This is a genomic window from Rhodococcus sp. UFZ-B548 (genome assembly GCF_903819475.1).
Classification (GTDB): domain Bacteria; phylum Actinomycetota; class Actinomycetes; order Mycobacteriales; family Mycobacteriaceae; genus Rhodococcus_F; species Rhodococcus_F erythropolis.
Map to the genome: position 1 here is coordinate 1 of NZ_CAIJDS010000152.1, position 1,333 is coordinate 1,333.

Sequence of the window (1,333 nt, forward strand, 5' to 3'; positions counted from 1 at the left end):
TGAACCGTGCCGGGTTTGATGCCGCATCCGTTTTTGTGAAGGATGCAGATCATGCCCAAGCGTTACCCACTCGAGCAGCGTGAGCGAGCCGTCAAGATGGTCCTCGATCACCTCGACGAATATCGGTCCGTCTACTCCGCATGCCAGGTGATAGGCCCGAAACTCGGCATTGGTGCCGAATCGCTGCGGAACTGGACCAGGCAAGCCCAGGTCGATGCTCAGGAGGTGCCCGGAGCGAGCACCGCGGAGCAAATGCGGATCAAGGAACTCGAGCGTGAGAACCGAGAACTCAAGGAAGCCAACGAAATTCTGAAGTCGGCATCGATTTTCTTCGCGAGGGAACTCGACCCTCGCCGCCGCTGATAGTCCAGTTCATCGACGACATGCGTGCACAAAATTTCAGGGTCGAGTCGATCTGCCGAGTGCTCACCACACAAGGAATCCAGGTCGCCCCACGCACATACCGCAACTGGAAAACCTCACCACCATCTGCAAGGACGATCACCGACGCCCACCTCACCAAGGAACTGCGGTCCACGATCGGCACTGCCGAAGGGCTCTACGGCCGACGAAAGATGACGGCTTATCTGCGCCGCAAAGGCCACCACGTCGCTGCCTGCACCGTCGACCGTTTGATGCGCGACGAAGGACTGAACGGGGTGGTCAGAGGCAGACAGCACCGAACCACGATTCCAGGCGGCAAGGACAGCCGGCGGGCACCAGACCTGCTCGATCGCGATTCACCGCTGAAGCTCCGAACCGCACATGGGTTACCGATTTCACTTATTGCCGAACGTGGGCGGGGTTCGTCTACGTCGCTTTCGTGATCGACTGCTTCTCCCGGGCAATCGTCGGCTGGCATGCCTCGACAGTGAAGGACACGGGCATGGTCACCACGGCCTTGAAGATGGCGTTGTGGCGACGCGATCACGGTGGACATCGGGTCGGTGATGGGTTGATCCATCACAGCGATGCCGGTAGCCAATATACATCTATTTCCTTCGCGGAAACGCTTGTGTTGGAAGGGATTGCAGCTTCAATTGGAAGTGTCGGCGACGCCTACGACAATGCCCTCGCGGAGTCGACGATCGGACTGTTCAAGACAGAAGCGGTTTCCAAGAGTAGTCCCTTTCTGCAGGGCCCGATCAAGACGATCGACGACATCGAATTCGCGACGATGGAGTGGGTGGATTGGTTCAATACCCGCCGTCTGCACAGCACCTTGGACTATGTCACTCCGGACGAGTTCGAGGCCGTCTATTACTCTCAATTATCGATTCTCCAGCCGGAGATGTCGCCAGCATAGGAGCGGCAAGAAACCCGGCACGGTTCA

General features: G+C 58.2%; 1 pseudogene. It reads left to right on the plus strand.

The window, feature by feature from the left end:
• The first annotated feature begins 51 nt into the window (after window positions 1-51).
• A pseudogene (locus H7C86_RS36905) lies at window positions 52-1,306 on the plus strand (IS3 family transposase).
• Window positions 1,307-1,333: the final 27 nt, after the last annotated feature.